This window comes from Cellulomonas sp. IC4_254 (assembly GCF_011603975.1).
In the GTDB taxonomy this organism is placed as follows: Bacteria; Actinomycetota; Actinomycetes; order Actinomycetales; family Cellulomonadaceae; genus Cellulomonas.
Genome location: NZ_JAANNB010000293.1, coordinates 1 through 3130, shown reverse-complemented (window position 1 = coordinate 3130; position 3130 = coordinate 1). Strand labels below are relative to the sequence as shown.

The 3130-nt window shown below is 75.0% G+C and carries 3 protein-coding genes; 2 read left to right on the top strand and 1 reads right to left on the bottom strand.

Annotation, left to right across the window (positions count from 1 at the left end; genetic code table 11):
* The first annotated feature begins 113 nt into the window (after positions 1–113).
* Together G6556_RS17990 and G6556_RS19230 are read left to right on the top strand one after the other, a co-directional pair.
* A complete protein-coding gene (locus tag G6556_RS17990) occupies positions 114–1379 on the top strand; it encodes an amidohydrolase family protein (protein WP_166944402.1) in 1266 nt (421 codons plus the stop codon).
* Positions 1372–2112, top strand: a complete 741-nt coding sequence (locus tag G6556_RS19230; protein WP_346774991.1) for a TetR/AcrR family transcriptional regulator — start codon at positions 1372–1374, stop codon at positions 2110–2112. The genes G6556_RS17990 and G6556_RS19230 overlap by 8 nt, the downstream gene beginning before the upstream one ends.
* Before the next feature lie 59 nt (positions 2113–2171).
* Here G6556_RS19230 and G6556_RS17980 read toward each other — a convergent pair whose 3' ends face one another.
* Entirely contained in the window at positions 2172–3095 is a 924-nt protein-coding gene (locus G6556_RS17980; RefSeq protein ID WP_166944400.1) for a glycine betaine ABC transporter substrate-binding protein, read from the bottom strand.
* Positions 3096–3130 lie beyond the last annotated feature (35 nt).

Here is a 3130-nt window from a genome sequence, read left to right as displayed (position 1 = left end):
AAAAGTAGACCCGGGTCGTTGCGCACGGGTTGCCGGGTGTTGCCGGGACGTAAAATCTATCTGTGACAGGTAATGGGCTAGCCTGGCCGCTCCCGACCCCGAGGAGCCCGCCCGTGACCGACCTGCTGCTGCGCGACGTGCGCCTGATCGACGGCACCGGCGCCGACCCGCGCCCCGCGACCGACGTGCTGGTCGCCGACGGCCTGATCGTGGCCGTCGGCCCGACCGGGACGGTGGTGCCCGGCTGGGCGACCGCGGACCCGGCGCGGCTGGCCGTGGTCGACGGGGTCGGGCGCACGCTGCTGCCCGGGTTCCTCGACTGCCACGTGCACGTCAGCACGCTGCCCGGCGGCGACACCCTCGGCACCGTCCTCGCGCCGGAGTCCCTGCTCACCCTGCGGTCGGTCCCGCACCTGTCCGCGACGCTCGACGCCGGCGTGACCACCGCGCGCGACCTGGCGGGGGCCGACTCGGGCTTCCGCGACGCGCTGGAGCAGGGGCTGGTGCGCGGGCCGCGGCTGCAGGTGGCCATCCGGATCCTGTCGATCACCGGCGGGCACGGCGACTGGCGCACGATCGAGGGGACGCCGCTGGACACCGGGCCCGGCGCGGGGGCGGTGGCCGACTCGCCCGCCGAGTTCGTCCGGGCCGTCCGCGAGGTGCTGCGCCAGGGCGCCGACTGGGTCAAGGTCGCGGCGACCGGCGGCATGGGCAGCCCGCGCAGCCACCCGGAGTCCGGCGGCCTGTCCGAGCCCGAGCTGCGCGCCGTCGTCGAGGAGGCCGACCGGCACGGCGGCGTCGGGGTCGCCGCGCACGCGCAGGGCGCCGCGGGGATCGCCGCCGCCGTCCGCGCCGGGGTGCGCAGCGTCGAGCACGGCTACCTCGTCGACGACGCGACCATCGACCTCATGGGGGAGCGCGGCACCTGGCTGGTGCCGACCCTGTCGACGCTGACCCGGCCCATCGCGGACGGGGTCGCGCCGTGGGTGGCCGCCAAGCGCCGCGCGCTCAAGGAGACGGCGCGGGAGCGGCTGCACGCGGCGATCTCGGCGGGCGTCCCGGTGGCGCTCGGCACCGACGCCGGCATCGCCCCGCACGGCACGAACCTCACCGAGCTGGCGCTGCTGGTCGAGCACGGGCTGTCGCCGGCCGCGGCGGTCGTCGCGGGGACCTCGGGGGCGGCGCGGATGCTCGGGCTCGCGGACCAGGTGGGGACGGTGGCGCCGGGGCTGCGCGCCGACCTCGTGCTCACGGACGTCGACCCGCTCACCAGCATCGACGCGCTGGCGGACCCCCGGCGGGTGCGGCTGGTGGTGCAGGATGGGCGGGTCGTCAAGGACGCCCGCGCCGACGACGGGAGGACGGTGCACCGTGGCTGACCAGGCCGAGGCGGCGCCCGCCGCTCCGCGCCGCCGGGGGCGGCCCCGTTCCGCGCCGCGCGCGAACTCCTCGCTGAGCACCCGGGACGAGATCCTGGCCGCCGCCGCGTCGCTGTTCGGCTCCCAGGGCTACACCGAGACCACGACCCGGCAGATCGCCGACGCGGTCGGCATCAAGCAGGCGTCGCTGTACTACCACTTCGCCGACAAGAGCCAGATCCTGCGCTCGCTGCTCAAGGGCACGGTCGCGCCGTCGGTGCAGTTCGCCGACTGGCTGCGCGCGGCGGGCCCGGACGGCGGCCCGGTCGACCCGGCCGTCGCGCTGGCCGGCCTCGCCCGCTACGACCTCGACGGCCTGCTGCGCGACCGGTGGAACCTGCACGTCGTCTACCGGCTGCTCGACATCGCCGAGACCGAGTTCGCCGAGACCCGGGAGAGCCAGGTCGCGCTGCGGGCGCACTACCGCTCGCTGTCCGTGGCGGTCCTCACCCGCCAGGGCGTCGACGCGGCGGCGCTGCCCGCCGCGGACCTGGAGCTGGTGTTCGGCCTGGTCGAGGGCATCATCAGCCAGCGGCAGTGGGGCGACGACGGCACCCGCGCGGCGTACGCCGACGCCGTGGTCCGCGGCTGCCTGCGCCTGGTGCACGTCCCGGAGCCCGAGATCGCCGCCACCGTCGCGGCCGGCACCGCCCTGGCGGCCCGCTTCCGCGCCGAGGTCCCCCAGCCGGACTGACGCACGACGCCCCGGCCACCTGAGGGTGACCGGGGCGTCGTCGCGCGGGAGCGGGGGCGTCAGACGCCCGCCTTCTCCTTGAGGTCCGTGACGAAGTCCGGGTTCTCGTCGAGCCACTGCTGCGCCGAGCCGGTCGGGTCCGAGCCGCCGTTCTCGTTGAACATGAGGTTCTCCAGCGAGAACAGCTGCTCGTCGCTCAGCGTGAACGCGCCGATGAGCTTGGTCAGCGTCGGGTAGTCCTCGCCGAAGCCGGTGCGGCCGACGGTGTGGATCTCCTCGGCCTCGCCCATCGCGCCCTCGGGGTCCTCGAGGTCGCGGACGGGGAAGGCGTCGTAGGCCCAGTGCGGGCGCCACAGGGTGACCGCGATGTTCTCGCCGGCGTCGGTCGCGCCCTTGAGCTCGGCGAGCATCGCCGGGGTCGAGGAGACGACGAACTCCATGTCGTCCAGGCCGTAGGTCGGGATGGCCTCGTCCTGGGTGATCCGGGTCAGGCCGGCGCCGGACTCGATGCCGACGATCCGGTTGCCGAACGCGTCCGCGTTGTCGGCCAGCTCGTCGATCGAGGTGATCGGCGCGTCCTCGTTCACCGCGATGGTGAGCCGGGCGTCGTCGTACCAGGCGCCGAGCTGCTCCATGTCGTCGCCGTACTGCTCGAGGTAGTCCTCGTGCGTGGTGGGCAGCCACATGTCGAAGTTGACGTCGAAGTCGCCGCCGGCCAGGCCGGTGTAGACGACACCGGCGTCCGCCTCCTGCGACTCCACGGTGTAGCCGTCCTCCTCCAGCATGGTCTGGAACAGCGCCGACACGGCGATGCCCTCGTCCCAGCCGGAGTGCACGCCGATCGACACGGTGGGCAGGTCGCCGTTCGCCAGGCGCTCCTCGTCGGCGGAGCCGGAGCCGCCGTCGGAGGCGCAGGCCGTCAGGGCCAGTCCGGCGACGAGCGCCGAGGCGGCGAGGGCGGAACGGCGGGTGCGGGTGCGCATGCGTGTCCTTCCGTGGGCGTGCGGCAGCGCGCCGC